The organism is Variovorax sp. GW458-11-26-14-LB1 (assembly GCF_059423965.1).
On the sequence record NZ_JBWKYW010000083.1, the window covers coordinates 1 to 16,906 of the forward strand.

The 16,906-nt window shown below is 68.3% G+C and carries 18 protein-coding genes; 6 read left to right on the forward strand and 12 right to left on the reverse strand.

The genetic code is table 11. From position 1 onward, the window contains the following. Positions 1-95: 95 nt before the first annotated feature. Genes AC07YS_RS30965 through AC07YS_RS30975 form a run of 3 tightly spaced genes read right to left on the reverse strand, consistent with a single transcriptional unit; the run spans position 96 to position 1,560 of the window. Positions 96-449 (reverse strand): hypothetical protein, encoded by a 354-nt coding sequence (locus AC07YS_RS30965; protein ID WP_495270152.1) that lies wholly within the window; start codon positions 447-449, stop codon positions 96-98. Then, complete coding sequence (locus AC07YS_RS30970; protein ID WP_062473752.1) at positions 446-1,045, reverse strand: cob(I)yrinic acid a,c-diamide adenosyltransferase; 600 nt, start codon at positions 1,043-1,045, stop codon at positions 446-448. The genes AC07YS_RS30965 and AC07YS_RS30970 overlap by 4 nt, the downstream gene beginning before the upstream one ends. Positions 1,046-1,059: 14 nt before the next feature. Continuing rightward, positions 1,060-1,560, reverse strand: coding sequence for a DinB family protein (locus AC07YS_RS30975; RefSeq protein WP_495270153.1), 501 nt, complete (start codon positions 1,558-1,560; stop codon positions 1,060-1,062). Between the two features lie 76 nt (positions 1,561-1,636). Here AC07YS_RS30975 and AC07YS_RS30980 point away from each other — a divergent pair, with 76 nt between their 5' ends. After that, positions 1,637-3,061 carry an FAD-binding oxidoreductase gene (locus AC07YS_RS30980; RefSeq protein WP_070061438.1) on the forward strand — a complete coding sequence of 475 codons (1,425 nt, stop codon included), beginning with the start codon at positions 1,637-1,639 and terminating at the stop codon, positions 3,059-3,061. Positions 3,062-3,148: 87 nt separating this feature from the next. Here the strand turns inward: AC07YS_RS30980 and AC07YS_RS30985 are convergent, their stop codons facing one another. From AC07YS_RS30985 to AC07YS_RS31025, 9 genes are all read right to left on the reverse strand, one after another. After that, on the reverse strand, positions 3,149-4,048 hold the full coding sequence (locus AC07YS_RS30985; protein ID WP_369630775.1) for a CsgG/HfaB family protein: 900 nt from the start codon (positions 4,046-4,048) through the stop codon (positions 3,149-3,151). 131 nt (positions 4,049-4,179) lie between these two features. Continuing rightward, on the reverse strand, positions 4,180-5,133 hold the full coding sequence (locus AC07YS_RS30990; protein WP_062473760.1) for a ParB/RepB/Spo0J family partition protein: 954 nt from the start codon (positions 5,131-5,133) through the stop codon (positions 4,180-4,182). Beyond that, positions 5,133-5,678, reverse strand: coding sequence for an RBBP9/YdeN family alpha/beta hydrolase (locus tag AC07YS_RS30995; RefSeq protein ID WP_495270154.1), 546 nt, complete (start codon positions 5,676-5,678; stop codon positions 5,133-5,135). The genes AC07YS_RS30990 and AC07YS_RS30995 overlap by 1 nt, the downstream gene beginning before the upstream one ends. A 48-nt stretch (positions 5,679-5,726) precedes the next feature. Next, positions 5,727-6,647: a ParA family protein gene (locus tag AC07YS_RS31000; protein ID WP_095743040.1), complete on the reverse strand. Its 921-nt coding sequence runs from the start codon at positions 6,645-6,647 to the stop codon at positions 5,727-5,729. Positions 6,648-6,676: 29 nt separating this feature from the next. Continuing rightward, positions 6,677-7,291 carry a LysE family transporter gene (locus AC07YS_RS31005; RefSeq protein ID WP_095743039.1) on the reverse strand — a complete coding sequence of 205 codons (615 nt, stop codon included), beginning with the start codon at positions 7,289-7,291 and terminating at the stop codon, positions 6,677-6,679. Positions 7,292-7,405: 114 nt separating this feature from the next. Further along, positions 7,406-8,050, reverse strand: a complete 645-nt coding sequence (gene rsmG, locus AC07YS_RS31010; protein ID WP_495270155.1) for a 16S rRNA (guanine(527)-N(7))-methyltransferase RsmG — start codon at positions 8,048-8,050, stop codon at positions 7,406-7,408. Next, positions 8,047-10,032, reverse strand: a complete 1,986-nt coding sequence (gene mnmG / locus AC07YS_RS31015) for a tRNA uridine-5-carboxymethylaminomethyl(34) synthesis enzyme MnmG (RefSeq protein ID WP_495270156.1) — start codon at positions 10,030-10,032, stop codon at positions 8,047-8,049. Before mnmG ends, rsmG begins: the two co-directional genes overlap by 4 nt. Before the next feature lie 197 nt (positions 10,033-10,229). Then, positions 10,230-11,117 carry a transglutaminase-like domain-containing protein gene (locus tag AC07YS_RS31020; RefSeq protein ID WP_492686800.1) on the reverse strand — a complete coding sequence of 296 codons (888 nt, stop codon included), beginning with the start codon at positions 11,115-11,117 and terminating at the stop codon, positions 10,230-10,232. Beyond that, entirely contained in the window at positions 11,114-11,299 is a 186-nt protein-coding gene (locus tag AC07YS_RS31025) for a DUF1328 family protein (protein ID WP_013538518.1), read from the reverse strand. Before AC07YS_RS31025 ends, AC07YS_RS31020 begins: the two co-directional genes overlap by 4 nt. Before the next feature lie 190 nt (positions 11,300-11,489). Here AC07YS_RS31025 and gstA point away from each other — a divergent pair, with 190 nt between their 5' ends. From gstA to AC07YS_RS31050, 5 genes are all read left to right on the forward strand, one after another. Further along, positions 11,490-12,098: a glutathione transferase GstA gene (gstA, locus tag AC07YS_RS31030; protein ID WP_495270157.1), complete on the forward strand. Its 609-nt coding sequence runs from the start codon at positions 11,490-11,492 to the stop codon at positions 12,096-12,098. Positions 12,099-12,239: 141 nt separating this feature from the next. Continuing rightward, complete coding sequence (locus AC07YS_RS31035; protein WP_495270158.1) at positions 12,240-13,037, forward strand: enoyl-CoA hydratase/isomerase family protein; 798 nt, start codon at positions 12,240-12,242, stop codon at positions 13,035-13,037. Next, the gene (locus AC07YS_RS31040) at positions 13,034-14,857 is read left to right on the forward strand and encodes an acyclic terpene utilization AtuA family protein (RefSeq protein WP_495270159.1); all 1,824 of its coding nucleotides are present in this window, start codon (positions 13,034-13,036) and stop codon (positions 14,855-14,857) included. Before AC07YS_RS31035 ends, AC07YS_RS31040 begins: the two co-directional genes overlap by 4 nt. 86 nt (positions 14,858-14,943) lie before the next feature. Next, the gene (locus AC07YS_RS31045; RefSeq protein WP_159279063.1) at positions 14,944-16,047 is read left to right on the forward strand and encodes an alkene reductase; all 1,104 of its coding nucleotides are present in this window, start codon (positions 14,944-14,946) and stop codon (positions 16,045-16,047) included. Positions 16,048-16,190: 143 nt separating this feature from the next. Then, a partial coding sequence (locus tag AC07YS_RS31050) for a type VI secretion system Vgr family protein (RefSeq protein WP_495273833.1) occupies positions 16,191-16,906 on the forward strand: 716 nt, incomplete at its 3' end.

Below are 16,906 nucleotides of genomic sequence, written 5' to 3' on the forward strand. Positions count from 1 at the left end.
GCGAAATCAAGGAGGAGGCCGCAGGCCGGGGGACATTCGCGGAGCAAGGTACCGCGTCGGCGGGAGCGTCGCCCTGAGCGAACAACAGCAAAGACTCAGGGCGCGTTGCCCTGCGGCCCCACAGGCGGCGGCGCCGCGCGCCCACTCGAGCCCGGTGCCAGCTTGCGTCCGAAGGACTCGCCCACGTTGCGCACGGGCCGGCTGGCTTTTTCCGACACGTTGCTCACACCGCGCCGCGTGGCCGCATCGGCGCGGTTGACGCCGCGGCCGGCGGCGTTGGTGCCGCGTTGCACGCTGCCCACCACTTTGCCGCTGCGCGAGGGCGACTTGATCGTGTGGGCGCGTTCGGCCTGGGGCGGGTTGTCGGCGCTCTGCGCCTGCGCGGTGACGGGCAGGCAGAGCGCGGCAGCAATGGCGGCGAGCGATGCGGTGATGTGGAAGGTTTTCATGGCGTCGTCCCCTGGGAGTGGTCTTCGGATTCGGCGGCGGCCGCGCGGGCCATGCGCTCGCTCTTCCAGTACACGTCGTCGCCGCCGTTCATGCGGTTGAGCACGCGTGCGAGCACGAAGAGCAGATCGCTGAGCCGGTTGAGGTACTGGCGCGGCGCGTCGTTGAGTTCGGTGGTGGCGCCCAGCGACACCACGGCGCGCTCGGCACGCCGCGCCACGGTGCGGCACACGTGCGCCAGCGAGGCGGCGCGCGTGCCGGCGGGCAGGATGAATTCGGCCAGGCGCGGCAAGGCGGCGTTGTGGTCGGCCAGCGCGTTGTCGATCTGCAGCAGCGCTTCGGGCTTGAGCAGCGTGAAACCGGGCATCGAGAGTTCGCCGCCAAGGTTGAACAGCTGGTGCTGCACGTCGACCAGCAGCTCGCGCACGGGCTCTGGCAGCGGCTCGCACAGCAGCACGCCGATGTGCGAGTTGAGTTCGTCCACGTCGCCCATCGCGTGCACGCGCAGGTGGTCCTTGGGCACGCGGGTGTTGTCGCCCAGGCCGGTGGTGCCGTCGTCGCCGGTGCGGGTGGCGATCTGGGAAAGTCGGTTGCCCATGGGCGCTCCTCGGTTCAGGTCGAAAGGCCGGCGGCGTCGATCTTGCCGGCCAGCCACTGCAGTCCGGCCAGATGCTGATGGTCGTGGCTGCACAGGTAATGGATGAGGCTGCGCATCGTGAGCGGGCCGTAGCCCTCGAACACGGCCGTGCGCGCCAGCTGCGCGTCGCTCAGCTGCGAGATGATTTCCATCGTCTGCACGCGCGCCTGGCGGAACTCGGCGAGCACCGCTGCAGGGTCGGCCGCGCCGTAGTGGCGTTCGATGGCCAGCGGCTCGCTGTCGATCGATGCGAGCGTCGGATGGCTCTCGGCCAGCGTGCGGCGAAAGCGCACGTGGTAGCCCTCGATCTCGATGTCGCGCACATGGCACAGCTGCTCGATGGCGGTGAATGCCTCGCTGGGCACGCCCTCCCATGAAGGCGGCGCCCAATGCCGGAAGGCTTTGGGAATGGCCGCGTAGTGGGCTTCGAGCTGCGAGGGAAAGGCCGCGAGGGCTGCAAGGGTCGTGGGGTTCATGTCTTTTACCGAAGCGCATTATGGTGCGCGCTCCGTAAAATGACCGATCCCCCTCAGCCCCTCCAGGAGACGCCCGATGAACGCCCCGACTTCCACCTCGCACCTGATGCCGGCGCTTCATCTGCGCGATGTCCCCGCAGCCCTGATCGACGGGCTGAAGGCGCGCTTCGGCGACAACTGTTCCACGGCGATGGCGGTGCGCACGCAGCACGGACGCGACGAGTCGTCGTTCGACGCGCCGCCGCCCGCGGCCGTGGTGTTCGCCGAAAGCACGCAAGATGTTGCCGATGCCGTGAAGCTCGCCAGCGAGCACAGCGTGCCGGTCATTCCCTTCGGCGTGGGCTCTTCGCTCGAAGGCCACCTGCTCGCGGTGCAAGGCGGCATCAGCATCGACGTGTCGCGCATGAACCAGGTGCTGTCGATCAACGCCGACGACCTCACGGTGACGGTGCAACCGGGCGTCACGCGCAAGCAGCTCAACGAAGAGATCAAGAGCACGGGCCTGTTTTTCCCCATCGACCCGGGCGCCGACGCCTCCATCGGCGGCATGACGGCCACGCGCGCCAGCGGCACGAACGCGGTGCGCTACGGCACGATGCGCGAGAACGTGCTGGCGCTCGAGGTGGTCACGGCCAGCGGCGACATCATCCGCACCGGCACGCGCGCCAAGAAGTCGTCGGCCGGCTACGACCTCACGCGCCTCATGGTGGGCAGCGAAGGCACGCTGGGCGTGGTCACCGAGGTCACGCTGCGCATCTACCCGCTGCCCGAGGCGGTGTCGGCGGCAATCTGCTCGTTCCCGAGCATCGAGGCCGCGGTGCGCACCACCATCGAGACCATCCAGCTGGGCGTACCGATCGCGCGTGTGGAGCTGATCGACGTGAACACGGTGCGCATGGTGAACGCCTACGCCAAGTTGAACCTGCGCGAAGAGCCGATGCTGCTGATGGAATTCCACGGCTCGCCCGCGGGTGTGAAAGAGCAGGCCGAGACGGTGCAGGAACTCGCGAGCGGCCACGGCGGCAACGCCTTCGAATGGGCCAGCACGCCGGAAGAACGCACGCGCCTGTGGACCGCGCGGCACAACAGCTACTTCGCAGCCGTGCAGTCGCGCCCGGGCTGCCGCGTGATCTCGACCGACACCTGCGTGCCGATCTCGCGCCTGGCCGACTGCCTGCTCGACTCGGTGGCCGAAGCCGATGCCAGCGGCATCCCCTACTTCCTCGTCGGCCACGTGGGCGACGGCAACTTCCACTTCGGCTATCTGCTCGATCCGAACATTCCCGAAGAGCGCGTGAAGGCCGAAGAACTGAACCATGCGCTGGTGAGCCGCGCGCTGGCGCTCGAAGGCACCTGCACCGGTGAGCACGGCGTGGGCCTGCACAAGATGGACTTCCTGGTGACCGAAGCCGGCGTGGGCGCGATCGACATGATGCGCACGATCAAGCGCGCGCTCGATCCGAAGAACATCATGAACCCGGGCAAGATCTTCAGCCTCTGATCCCTCGCGATCACGCATCAATGAAAAAGCCCGGCGGCTCGCAAGAGCGCCGGGCTTTTTCGTGGCCCGAAGGCCCGTATCCTGCTCTTACCTGCGGCGACGTGCCGGTGCCGGCTCCGGCGGCACGTAGGTCTGCGAAGGCGCGGCGCCGCCATCGACGCCCAAGCGGCCACCGCCGCCCAGGCCCTGGCCGCGCACCGTCTGCGCCTTGTAGTTGCGGAGCGAACGGACCATCTGGTTGAAGGCGTCCATGAAGGCGGCGGCAATCACCTTGCCCTGCGCCGTGTTGGTGTAGCCGCCAAGGCCACCGGCGCCGCTGCGGCCGGCCAGGCCACCGAAGGCGCCGAAGTCGGTCTTGGAGGCGCTGCCCTCGGCTGCCGCGACCTGCACGCCCGAGCGGTTGTCGATGAGCGTCAGCAAGGCGCTGGCTTCCTTGGTCTGCAGGCTGCCGCCGACGGCTGCGATGGCGCGGCCACGGCCACCGCCCACAAGGCCGCCGAGCGCGCCGCCGATGCCGCCGGCATCGCTGTTGCTGAACACGATCTCGGGCGACAGGCCGTAGTCGGACGCCACCATCTGGCCGCGGCCGAAGTTGCTGCCGCCGCGCATCTCGCCCGACTGCTGCAGCGCGCGTTCACGCGTCATCGCGTTCATGCCGGCCGCGCCGCGCTCGACGACGACGAAGCAGTTCGACTGCTGCACCAGCAAACGCAACAGATTTGCAGTAGGCGGCAGGCGGTACTCGCCCGTGAGGATGGTGTACCAGCCGGCGTTGACGTTCTCGACCAGCGAGACGGTCCCGAGCGGCGATTCGCAGCGTTCGAGCTGGCTGCTCTCGCCCGAGGTGGCACCGCCGGCGGCGCTGCCCGTGGCCATGGTCTTGGCCGAGGGGCTGCCCATCTGCATGTCGGTGGTGGCGCAGCCCGTGAGCAGCAGTGCGCCGACGGCGACTGCGGCGAGCGGGAACTTGGTGGCGAAGAACGGCATGGTCGACTCCCTCGTTTCGATGGTGGTGGTCTTGCAGGGCTGAAAGAAAAACCGCGATCGAGGATACGCGCAAAGGATTGCAGGAATCAATCAAACGAACGCAGGGGTCCGTCTTCGCAACGCAGGTCGAACTAGGCCGTTCGGCGGATGCGCTCGATGAGTCCGTTGAGTGCTTCGATGGAGCCGAAGTGGATCGCCAGCTCGCCGCTTTCGCCGCGCTTCGTGCGCTTCTTGATGCGCACCTCGACCTCGGCCGTGAGCAGGTCGGCCAGCTCTTCTTCCACGCGCTGCAGGTCGCGCGATTTCTCGCCGGCATTGCCGCGCCGCGAGGGCGTGAGCGTGAACTCGGCCGCGAGCTTCTTCACCAGCGCCTCGGCCTCGCGCACCGACATCTTCTTGGCGGCGATCTGGTTGGCGGCGGTGATCTGCGTGCCGCGGTCGAGCGACAGCAGCGCGCGCGCATGGCCCATGTCGATGTCGCCGGCCATCAGCATCAGCTGCGCGGGCTCGGCGAGGTTCAGCAGGCGCAGCAGGTTGCTGGCGGCGCTGCGCGAACGGCCGACGGCCTGGGCCGCCATTTCGTGAGTGAGCCCAAACTCGGTCACCAGGCGTTGCAGGCCTTGGGCTTCTTCCAGCGGGTTGAGGTCTTCGCGCTGGATGTTCTCGATGAGCGACATGGCCGCCGCGGCCTCGTTGGGCACGTCGCGCACCAGCACCGGCACGGTGTCCAGGCCGGCGAGCCGGGCGGCACGGAAGCGCCGCTCGCCCGCGATGATTTCGTACTCGGCGTTCTTGGCCGCGGCCGACTCGGCATCGAGCCGGCGCACCAGGATCGGCTGCATGATGCCCTGCACCTTGATGCTCTCGGCCAGCTCGTACAGCGCGCCCTCGTCCATGCGGGTGCGCGGCTGGTAGACGCCGGCCACCATCTGGTCGAGCTTCAGCGTGTTGGGGTTCTGCGGGGCGCCGCCCTCTTCCGTGGCGCGGTCGCCGCCATTGCCGAGCGGATCGGCGGAGGGTGCGGCCGTCGGGCCGAGCAGCGCTTCGAGGCCGCGGCCCAGGCCCTTGGGTTTCTTGGTCGCCATCAGTGCGTGTCTTTCGAGAGGTCGTTCAGGAGTTGCCGGCCTTCGGGCCAGTCGCCCAGGCCGGATTCGGCGTTCAGGTGGCCGCCGGTGCCGGCGTCGATGAAGCGTGCGCCCCAGTCGCGGGCCAGCAGCTTCGAGCGCGAGGCTTCGCAGTACGGGTCGTCGTTGGCGGCGATGAGCACGGCCGGAAACGGCAGCGGCTGGCGCACGATGGGCGCCCAGCCGGGAATCAGTTGGCGCAGGTCGTCGCGCTCCAGGTCACCGGGCGCCACCAGCAGCGCGCCGCGCACCTTGTGCGTGTTGCGCGAATGGGCCGCCCAGGCGGCAGTGAGGATGCAGCCGAGGCTGTGGGCAGCCAGCACCACTTGGCCCGGCGCGGCCAGCACTTCTTCTTCGAGGCGGATCGACCAGTCGCCACGCAGCGGGCGCATCCATTCGTGCTGGTCGACGCGGCGGTCGCCGTAGACCGACTCCCAGCGGGTCTGCCAATGGCCGGGGCCGCTGTTCTGCCATCCGGGCAGCAGCAGGATGCGGGGTTCACTCATGGCTGGTTGCTACGAACTTGATAGCGCCTGCCGCCCATCGGGCGAGCATCAGACGGGGTTTTGATCGGTATCGGCGACGGAAGCAGAAGGCGCAGCGGCCAGCACATCGTCGGGAATCGGCAGGTCGGGCACCACGCGCGGCGGGGGCGTGACCGGCGGTGCCACCGCGCCCGAGGCGAAGGCGCTCGCGGGCGGCATCTTGGCGACCAGCTCTTCGGCGAAGGCGATGAAGGCCTGGCTGCCGCGGGCGGCCGGATCGAACACCACGCCCGGCAGGCCGTAGCTCGGCGCTTCAGCCAGGCGCACATTGCGCGGGATCACGGTGTCGAACACCTTGTCGCCGAAGTGGGACTTGAGCTGCTCGCTCACCTGCTGCTGCAGCGTGATGCGCGGATCGAACATCACGCGCAGCAGGCCGATGATCTGCAGGTTCTTGTTGAGGTTGGCGTGCACCTGCTTGATGGTGTTGACCAGGTCCGTGAGCCCTTCGAGCGCAAAGTACTCGCACTGCATCGGCACGATCACGCCGTGGGCCGCGCACAGGCCGTTGAGCGTCAGCAGGCTCAGGCTCGGCGGGCAGTCGATCAGCACGAAGTCGTACTCAGCACCGACCGCGGCCAGCGCGGTGCGCAGGCGTTTTTCGCGGCGGTCGAGCGCCACCATTTCGACTTCGGCACCGGCCAGCTCACGGTTGGCACCCAGCACGTCGTAGCTGGCTTCGGCCTCCACGAGCTTGTCGGACTTCACCCGCGCTTCGGCCACCGAGGCCGATTCGAGCAGCACGTCGTACACCGTGAGCTCCAGCTGGCGCTTGTCGATGCCCGAACCCATGGTGGCGTTGCCCTGGGGGTCGAGGTCGATCATCAGCACGCGCTGGCCCACCTTGGCCAGGCCGGCGGCGAGATTGACGGTGGTGGTGGTCTTGCCGACGCCGCCCTTCTGGTTGGCGATGCAGAAAATCTTGGCCATGTGTCGTCAGTGCGGGTCGTCGGGGTCGGTCAGCGCGAGATCGCGAGCTTGATGCCGAAGGCAATCAGGAAGGTGCCGGCCAGCTTTTCGAGCGTGGCCGAGATGCGGGGATTGGCGCGGATGCGCTCGGCCAGGAAGTGCGTGAGCAGCGTCGAGGTCAGGCCGTACAGGAAGGTCAGCGCGGCGATGGTCACGGCCATGGCGCCGAAGGTGATGACACCCTGGTGGCGCGCCGGATCGACGAACAGCGGGAAGAAGGCCATGTAGAACACGATCGCCTTGGGGTTCAGCAAGGTGATCGTCAGCGCCTGGCGCAGGAAATGGCTCGGGCGGATGTTCAGGATCGGTGCCGCGCCGGGCTTGGCCAGGAGCATCTTGAGACCGAGCCACGCCAGGTAGGCGGCGCCCAGCCATTGCACCGCCTTGAAGGCGGCCGGGTAGGCAGCCAGCACGGCGGACACGCCCGCCACCGCCGCCCACATCAGGACCTGGTCTCCCAGGATCACGCCGAAGGTCGCTGCCAGGCCGCCACGAATGCCGCCTTTGCTGGTCGAAGTGATCAGCGCCAGATTGCCCGGACCGGGAATCAGAAGGAACAGGACGATGGCGGCGACGAATGCGCCGTAGTCAGCGATGCCGAACATGGGATGTGCCTCGAAAAAGAGAGCCAGGGGGAGGCTTCGAGTCTAAGGCAGGCCAGCGCCGGGAAGATTGCTCCGGCACCGGCTTTTGCCGGCGCCGTCGCATCTTTTACGAAATCAGGTGGCCTCTTTGCGCGCCCAGACGATGCAGCGCTCGGCGTCCAGGCCCGGCACCGTCAGTTGTTCCACGTGAAACACTGCGACGCCGGCCGGCAAGGCGGCCAGTTCGTCGGTCGGCACCTTGCCCTTCATGGCCAGCCAGACGCCGCCCGGTGCCAGCAGATGCACCGAGCCGTTGAAGAAATCGGGCAGCGACGCGAAGGCGCGCGAGCCGATCATCTCGTAGCTGCCGGCCAGCGATTCGACCCGCGCATGCAGACCGCGCAGGTTCGGCAGCTCCAGTTCGGCTGCCACCTGTTGCACGAAGGCGGCTTTCTTGGCGACGGCGTCGAGGCAGCTGACCTCGATGTCGGGCCGCATGATGGCGATCACCACGCCCGGCAGACCGCCGCCGGAGCCAACGTCGAGCAGCCTGCCCTTCCCTGCCCACTCGCGCTGCAGCGGTGCGACGGCCGCGAGGCTGTCGAGCAGGTGGTGCGTCATGACACCGGCCGGGTCGCGCACGGCCGTCAGGTTGTAGACCTTGTTCCACTTGAGCATCAGCGTGCCGTAGGCCAGCAGCTGTTCGCCCTGCGTGTCGGACAGGGCCACGCCCAGGGCGGCTGCGCCTGCGCGCAGCGTGTCGAGGGGCGTCGCGCTCATGGTGCGGTGTGCGGCTCGGTGGCAGCAGCTTCGGTGGTTTCTGTGGTCGTGGCGGTATTGGCGGCGTCGCGGGCGAAGGCCTTGTGCCCGCCCTTGCGCAGGTGAATCATCAGCAGCGAGATCGCCGCGGGCGTGACGCCCGAGATGCGCGATGCCAGCCCCAACGTTTCGGGCCGGTGCTTGTCCAGCTTCTGGCGCACCTCGAAGCTCAAAGCCTTGACCTGGCCGTAGTCGAAATCGGCCGGCAGCTTCAGGTTCTCGAAGTGGGCGGCGCGCTCCACTTCGTCGTGCTGGCGCTCGATGTAGCCGGAGTACTTGGCCGAGATCTCGATCTGTTCGATCTCGGAAGCGCTCAGCGCCGACGACGGGCCGTACTTGCCGCCGTCCAGCGACATCAGGGTTTCGTAGTTCACGTCGGGCCGGCGCAGCAGGTCGGCCAGGTTGTATTCGTGCTCGATGGCCTTGCCCAGCACCCGGGCCGACTCGGTCGCCGGCAGGTTGCGCGGGTTCACCCAGATCGACTTGAGTCGCTCTGTTTCACGTGAAACAGCGTCGCGCTTGCGGCTGAAAGCGTCCCAGCGCGCGTCGTCCACGAGGCCCAGCTTGCGCCCTGCTTCGGTCAGGCGCATGTCGGCGTTGTCCTCGCGCAGCTGCAGCCGGAACTCGGCGCGGCTGGTGAACATGCGGTACGGCTCGGTCACGCCCTTGGTGATCAGGTCGTCGACCAGCACACCCAGGTAGGCCTCGTCGCGGCGCGGCAGCCAGGCGTCTTCGCCCCGGCACTGCAACGCGGCATTGATGCCGGCGAACAGGCCCTGGGCCGCCGCCTCTTCGTAGCCGGTGGTGCCGTTGATCTGTCCGGCAAAGAACAGGCCGCGGATCGCACGGGTCTCGAAGCTGCTCTTGAGCTCGCGCGGATCGAAGTAGTCGTACTCGATGGCGTAGCCCGGGCGCAGGATGTGGGCGTTTTCCAGGCCCGGCATCGAGCGCACCAGCTGGTACTGGATGTCGAACGGCAGGCTGGTCGAGATCCCGTTCGGGTAGTACTCGTTGGTCGTCAGGCCTTCGGGCTCGAGAAAGATCTGGTGGCTGTCCTTGTCGGCAAAGCGGTTGATCTTGTCTTCGACGCTCGGGCAGTAGCGCGGACCGACACCGTCGATCTTGCCGGTGAACATCGGGCTGCGGTCGAAGCCCGAGCGGATGATGTCGTGCGTGCGCTGGTTGGTGTGGGTCACCCAGCACGGCATCTGCTGCGGGTGCATCTCGACCTTGCCCATGAAGCTGAACACCGGCATCGGCCCTGCCCCGCCGGGCATGCCGTCGCCGGGTTGTTCGGTGCACTTCGAGAAGTCGATGCTGCGCCCGTCCAGGCGCGGCGGCGTGCCGGTCTTCAGGCGGCCCTGCGGCAGCTTCAGTTCCTTGAGACGCGCCGACAGGCTGATCGCCGGCGGGTCACCCGCGCGGCCGGCCTGGTAGTTGTCGAGGCCGACGTGGATGCGGCCGTCGAGGAACGTGCCCGCGGTCAGCACCACGGTGCGCGCGCGGAAAGAAATGCCCACCTGCGTGACGGCGCCAACGACGCGATCGCCTTCGATCATCAGGTCGTCGACGGCTTGCTGGAACAGGCTCAGGTTCGGCTGGTTTTCCAGGCGGTGGCGGATCGCGGCCTTGTACAGCACGCGGTCGGCCTGCGCCCGCGTGGCGCGCACGGCCGGGCCCTTGCTCGAATTGAGGATGCGGAACTGGATGCCCGCCTCGTCCGTGGCAATGGCCATCGCGCCGCCGAGCGCGTCGACCTCCTTCACGAGGTGGCCCTTGCCGATGCCGCCGATCGACGGGTTGCAACTCATCTGCCCCAGCGTCTCGATGTTGTGGGAGAGCAGCAGCGTCTTGGCGCCCATGCGTGCGGAAGCGAGCGCGGCTTCGGTGCCGGCATGGCCACCGCCGACGACGATCACATCGAATTCTTCGGGGTACAGCATTGGAAAAAGGGGGCGCACCACAGACGCGTGCGCGGCGCAAAAAAGGGCACTAATTTTAAGCGGCGATGCCCTGCCGCAACCCCTGTGTGGACAAGCTAGGGAGCCGCGCCAAAATCGGTCCAGAGCCTCGCCGTCATTGCGCAGGATGCTATATATTTAATAGCAAACAACCCGCATTGGGCGGTCACTTGGGAGGGTCAGAGCACCGGTTCGGGCTTCTCGATGCCCCGCAGCTCGCCACTGGGTGCCGGCGTGCGCGGCGCAATGGCCCGCTCGTCCTGCAATTCGCGCACGGCGAGCTTCTTGTCGGTCATGCGCACCGCGCCGAAGATCGTGGAGAAGGCCACGTCCTTCGCGTCGCGCCCCGTGCCCACGCGCACCAGCCGGTCGACGGGCGCCATGCGCGTCGGATCGAACAGCACCCACTGCCCGCCCAGCCACGCTTCGAACACGGCATGGAAGTCCTGCGGCGGTTCGTCGAACCACACATAGCCCACCACCAGCCGCGCCGGGATGTTGAGCGCGCGGCAGAAGGTGATGCCCAGGTGCGCGAAGTCGCGGCACACGCCCGCGCGCTGCACGAACACTTCGCGCGCCGTGGTGGTCGAGTCGCTGCTGCCCGGCACGTAGACGATGCTGTCGTGGATCCAGTCGGCAATCGCCTGCACGCGGCCGATGCCCGGCGGCAGGTCGCCGAAGAGCTGCTGGGCGCAGCGCGCGAGCAGGTCCGACTCGCAGTAGCGCGTGGGCAGCAGGTCGCCCAGCACCGCGTCGGGCAGCTGGCTCACCGGCACCTCGGGCAAGGTGGCCGGCACATGCACCACCGGGCGCCGCACCGTCGCGCGGTAGGCGATGGTCAGCGGGCCGGGCGCCGCGTCGAAACGCACGAAGCGGTTGCCGCTGTCGGCCTCGCAGCCCACCCGCAGCCGCGCGGGCGGCTCGATGGTGAGCGTCTCGGCCAACACCGCCTGCGCACCCGTGCGCGCGGCCTCGATGTTCAGCCGCAGGTGCGCCGGGGCGTCCACCTCGTAGTCCAGGCGCAGGTCGACGTGCGACAGGTGCATGGCATGGGGCAAGGCGGTCAATCGAGCGCCTTCTTCACCGCGCCCACGCCGAGTGCGGCCAGCACCACGAACAGCACCGCCAGCACGAGGAACAGGCCGAACAGCAGCTTGGCGATGCCCGCCGCGCCGGCCGCCACGCCGCCGAAGCCCAGCAGACCCGCCACGAGCGAGATGACCGCAAAAATGATCGCGTACTTGAGCATGGTGAACCACTCCTTGGTTGCTTTGCAGCGGGCATGCGCCGCCGTGTCCGGACTGTAGGAAGGCCCACCGTGCCGCCCGATAGTCGGCGCGCGCGAGCCGCCGTAGGACAAAAACGCGATGCGGCCAAACCCGCTAGCATCCCCTGCGGTCGCACAGATCTTTTCCTTCTATCCATTGGAGTTTTTTCGAATGAAGCTGTACTACTCGCCCGGCGCCTGCTCGCTCTCCCCCCACATCGCACTGCACGAAGCGGGCATCGCCTTCGAGCCGGTGCTGGCCAGCACCAAGAGCCACAAGCTGCAGGACGGCACCGACTACTACGGCATCAACCCGCTGGGCTACGTGCCGATGCTCGAGCTCGACGACGGCACCCGCCTGCGCGAAGGCCCGGCCATCGTGCAATACATTGCCGACCTCGCCCCCACCAAGAACCTCGCGCCCGCCAACGGCACCATGCCGCGCTACCGCCTGCAGGAATGGCTGACCTTCATCGGCACCGAGGTGCACAAGGGCTTCAGCCCGCTGTTCAACCCGGCCATGCCCGAGGAAGCCAAGTCCATCTCCAAGGACAAGCTCAAGGCCCGCTTCCAGTGGCTTGACGGCGAACTCGCCGCCAAGCAGTACCTGATGGGCGAGCATTTCAGCGTGGCCGACGGCTACCTGTTCACCGTCACCAACTGGACCAAGCCCACCGGCGTGGACATCTCGGACTTCCCCAACGTGCTGGCCTGGCACGCCCGCGTGGCCGCCCGCCCCGCTGTTCAGGAAGCGATGAAGGCCGAAGGCCTGCTGAAGTAAGCAAAAGCGCGCAGAACGCGACGCCAGCGCCGATCCGGGCCACCCCAGGGAAAACCCGGATCACCGCAGCCACAAGCCGCATGCCGCGGCTTTTTTTTCGGGCGACGCTACGGCATCCGTCACCAGGAAGCCGAGCCGCCCATGTCCGAATCCCCTCCCCCTTCTTCCCCGTCCCCCGTCGAGCTGCGCGAAGAGATGCGCGGGCCCGTCATGTGGCTCACCATCGATCGCCAGGAACGCCGCAACGCCATCAACGCGGCCGTGCTCGAGGGCCTGTCCGATGCGCTGGCCCGTGCCAACCGCGACACCGCCGTGCGCGCCGTGGTCCTCACCGGCGCCGGCACGCGCGCCTTCTGCGCCGGCGCCGACCTGCAAAGCGGCACCTCGTTCAAGTTCGACTACGCCGCGCCCTACCAGGGCATGGCCAACCTCTTTCGCCAGGCACGGCAATCGACCGTGCCGCTGATCGCGCGCGTCAACGGCGCCTGCATGGCGGGCGGCATGGGCCTCATGGCGATGTGCGACCTGGCCGTGGCCAGCCGCCAGGCCGTGTTCGGCCTGCCCGAGGTGAAGGTCGGCGTGTTTCCCGCGCAGGTGCTCAGCGTGCTCGGCGGCCTGCTGCCGCGCCGCGTGCTGGCCGAGATGTGCATCACCGGCGAACCGATCGACGCCGCGCAGGCGCTCGAGCTGAAGCTGGTCAACCGCGTGAGCGACGACGTCGACGAGAGCGTCGACTGGCTGCTGGGCCGCCTGCTCGACAAGTCGCCCGCCGCCATCCGCCGCGGCCTGTACACGATGAAGAAGATCGAGGCCATGGCCTTCGAGGAATCGATGGCCTTCACCGAAAGCCAGATCGGCCTGTTCGCGCTCACCGAAGACGCGGCCGAAGGCCAGCTCGCCTTCCGCGAGAAGCGCAAGCCGCAATGGAGCGGACGATGAACAGCAGCAACCACAACAGCAATCGCGTCGTCCGCATCGGCGGCGCCTCCGGCTTCTGGGGTGACAGCAGCGTGGGCGCGCCGCAGCTCGTGGCCAGCGGGCAGATCGACTACCTCGTGTTCGACTACCTCGCCGAGCTCACCATGTCGATCCTCGCGGGCGCACGACTGAAGAAGCCCGAGCTGGGCTACGCGACCGACTTCGTCTCCGTCGCGATGAAGGCCGTGCTGAAAGACGTCGTGAAACAAGGCATCCGCGTCGTGAGCAACGCGGGCGGCGTCAACCCGCAAGGCTGCGCCGATGCGCTCGCGGCACTGGCCGCCGAGCAAGGCATCACGCTGAAGATCGCCGTGGTCAGCGGCGACGACGTGTCGCCGCTGCTGCCCGAACTGCGCGCCTCGCAACCGCCCGTGCGCGAACTGCAGAGCGGCGCGCCGCTGCCCGAGCGCGTGCTCAGCGCCAATGCCTACCTGGGCGCGCGCCCGGTCCAGGCCGCGCTCGACGCGGGCGCGCAGGTCGTCATCACCGGCCGCTGCGTCGACTCCGCCGTCACGCTCGGCGTGCTCATGCACGAATTCCAATGGCAGCCCGGCGACCACGACCTGCTTGCCGCAGGCAGCCTCGCGGGCCACATCATCGAGTGCGGCTGCCAGGCCACCGGTGGCCTGCACACCGACTGGGACACCGTGCCCGACTGGCCGAACATCGGCTACCCCATCGTCGAATGCGCCGCCGACGGCAGCTTCGTCGTCACCAAGCCCGCGGGCACCGGCGGCAAGCTCACGCCCGCCGTGGTCGGCGAGCAGCTGCTCTACGAAATCGGCGACCCTGCCGCCTACCTGCTGCCCGACGTGGTGGCCGACTTCACGCAGGTGCGCATCGAACAGGCGGGCGAACACCGCGTGCGCGTGCACGGCGCGCGCGGCCGCGCACCCACCGGCAGCTACAAGGTCTGCGCCACGTATGTCGACGGCTTCAAGACCGCTGCGCAGCTCACGATCGTCGGCTTCGACGCGGTGGCCAAGGCGCGGCGCACCGGCGAAGCGATCCTCGCGCGCACCAGCGCCCTCTTCGCGCAACAGGGCCTCGGGCCCTACAGCGGCACGCAGCTCGAAGTGCTCGGCGCCGAGTCCTGCTACGGCCCGCACGCGCAGACGCAGGCACAGCAGATCCGCGAAGCCGTGCTGCGGCTCGCCGTGACGCATCCGCGCAAGGATGCGCTGGAACTGTTCGCGCGCGAGGTCGCGCCGGCCGGCACCTCGTGGGCGCCCGGCACCACGGGCGCGGGCGGCGGGCGCGCCTCGGTGTCGCCGTCGATCCGGCAGTACGCGTTCCTGCTCGACAAGGCGCGCGTGAGCCCGCAGGTGCACGTCGATGGGCAGGCCGTCGATGTGCCCGCGACGCACGCCACCAGCGACGACCCGCCCGCCGTGCGCACCAACGATGCACTGCCTCTTGCCACGCCCGGCGACGACGCCATCGAAGTCCCGCTGATCCGCCTCGCATGGGCCCGCAGCGGCGACAAGGGCGACACCTCGAACATCGGCGTCATCGCGCGCCATCCCGAGCTGCTGCCGCTGCTGCGCGCGCAACTCACCGAGGCCCGCGTGGCCGCATGGCTCGCGCACCTGGTGCAGGGCCGCGTCACGCGCCACGAGGTGCCCGGCATCCACGCCTTCAACTTCGTCTGCGAACAGGCGCTGGGCGGCGGCGGCATGGCCTCGCTGCGCAACGACCCGCTCGGCAAGGGCATGGGACAGATTCTGCTGGCGCTGCCCGTGCGCGTGAGCCCGGCGCTGCTGGCGCGGCTGCTTCCTTAGCACCAATCGGGACAACCGTGCGACAGCAGGGTTGAGACGGGCGGCTTAGCCTTGCGCCTGTTTCAACTCTGCCCCCTCAATCCACGATGTCCACCCTTTTCGACCCCGTCCAGGCCGGCGACCTCCAGCTCGCCAACCGCATCGTGATGGCGCCGCTCACGCGCAACCGCTCGCCCAACGCGATCCCGCCCGACATCGCCGCCACCTACTACGCCCAGCGCGCCAGCGCCGGCCTGCTCATCACCGAAGCCACCGCCATCAGCCACCAGGGCCAGGGCTACGCCGACGTGCCCGGCCTCTACGGCACCGAGCAGCTCGACGCCTGGAAGCGCGTGACCGACGCCGTGCACGCCGAGGGCGGCAAGATCGTCGTGCAGCTGTGGCACGTGGGCCGCGTCTCGCACACCGAACTGCAACCCGGTGGCGGCAAGCCCGTCGCGCCCTCGGCCATCACCGCCAAGACCAAGACCGTGCTCATCAAGGACGGCGTGCCCACCTTCGTTGAAACGTCCGAGCCGCGTGCGCTCGACGCGGCCGAGCTGCCCGGCATCGTCCACGCCTATGCCGCGGCCGCACGCAACGCCGTCGAGACCGCGGGCTTCGACGGCGTGGAGCTGCACGGCGCCAACGGCTACCTGCTCGACCAGTTCCTGAAGGACGGCAGCAACAAGCGCACTGACGACTACGGCGGCTCCATCAAGAACCGCGCACGCCTGCTGCTCGAGTCCACGCGCGCCGTGGTCGATGCCGTCGGCGGCGGCAAGACCGGCATCCGCCTGTCGCCCGTCACGCCCGCCAACGACGCGCACGACAGCGACCCACAGCCGCTGTTCACCTACGTCGTGCAGCAGCTCGCGCCGCTGAACCTGGCCTACATCCACATCATCGAAGGCGCCACCGGCGGCCCGCGCGAAATCGCCGACCGCCCCTTCGACTACGAAGCCCTCAAGGCCGCCTACCGCGCCGCCGGCGGCAAGGCCGCCTGGATGGTCAACAACGGCTACGACCGCCCCCTGGCCGAAGAAGCCGTGAAGGAAGGCGACGACCTCGTGGCCTTCGGCAAGCCCTTCATCTCGAACCCCGACCTGGTGCGCCGCCTGCGCGAGCACGCGCCGCTGAACGAGCTCGACAAGGCGACGATGTATGGGGGTGGGGTGAAGGGGTATACGGACTATCCGGCGTTGGGCTGAGCGGGCCCTTCAGCGTCAACTTCTTCGCGCTTGCTTCGCCCTTTTTGACGGGCAGCGCGTGAGGTGACGATTGTTCGCAGTGTGCGCCGCGCAGTCCCTGCAGACTGCGCCGACCTCTCCTCCTTCTCTCAAGGAAGTCGTCGATGCCGCGCACGCTGTCTGTTTCTTCTGCTGCAATCCCTGTTGTTCTTGGTCAGGCTGCACTGGCGCCTGTGCGGCTGTCGGGGCATGAGGGGCTCAACAGCCTCTTTGCTTACGAACTCTTTCTCAAGACCCCGGATGCCCTGGCTCTGTCCGGTGTCTCTTCCGGCGCCGACTTCGACCTGGATGCCTTCATCGGCCAGGAGATCAGCTGCGAGATCGAGCTCGATGGCTCTTCCCCCCGCCAGATCAACGCCCTGATCACCGACGCAGCCCTGTGGGGCGAGGAAGGGCGCCACGCCCAGTACAAGCTCACCCTGCGCCCCTGGCTGCACCTGGCCACCCTGCGCACCGACTGCAGGATCTTCCAGAACCTCAGCGTCGTCCAGATCCTGGACGAACTCCTGGGCGGCTACGCCTTCCCCGTGGACAAGCGCCTGATCGAGCACTACCCCGTGCGCGACTACCAGACCCAGTTCAACGAGAGCGACGTCGCCTTCTTCTCCCGCCTGTGCCAGGAATGGGGCATCAGCTACCACTTCGAGCACTCGGACGGCAAGCACCGCCTGGTGCTCTCGGACGCCATGGGCGCCTATGCGGCTGGCGATGTCCTGTACCAGGAGATCGAGTACCACGCCCCCGGCTGGAAGATCGATGCCGAGTACATCCACAGCTTCGTTCCCCAGCACCAGCTCACCAGCGGGAAGTACGCCACCCG